Annotated in this window: 1 protein-coding gene; it reads right to left on the bottom strand. The window is 46.3% G+C overall.

Going from position 1 to position 285, the window contains the following annotated elements; all coding sequences use genetic code 11:
- Positions 1-285: 3'-5' exonuclease (locus AB4486_RS24160; protein WP_372119165.1), on the bottom strand; the 285-nt coding region annotated here is incomplete at both ends.

The raw sequence follows: 285 nt of genomic DNA, 5'->3' as shown, positions 1-285 counted from the left end.
CTTCAGCCCCCATCAAGAATACATACGGAAACTCTAGGCCTTTCGAAGCGTGCAATGTCATTAGTTGAACTTGGTCTGCATCGTCATTATCTTCCCCGCGCTCCATCATATCGCGTAAAGTTAAACGTTGAACAACCTCTCGTAGCGTCTTCTCTTCTTTATCATAGTTGTCACCTTCGAGGTCGGCCACAATCCAGCTATAGAGATCAGACACGTTTTTCATTCGCATTTCAGCGGCTTTCGGGCTTGGAGAGGTTTCGTAGAGCCAATCTTCGTAGTTGATGT

This window comes from Vibrio sp. 10N.222.55.C6 (assembly GCF_041473395.1).
Taxonomy (GTDB): domain Bacteria; phylum Pseudomonadota; class Gammaproteobacteria; order Enterobacterales; family Vibrionaceae; genus Vibrio; species Vibrio crassostreae_C.
This window is presented reverse-complemented; position numbering and strand designations above follow the sequence as displayed.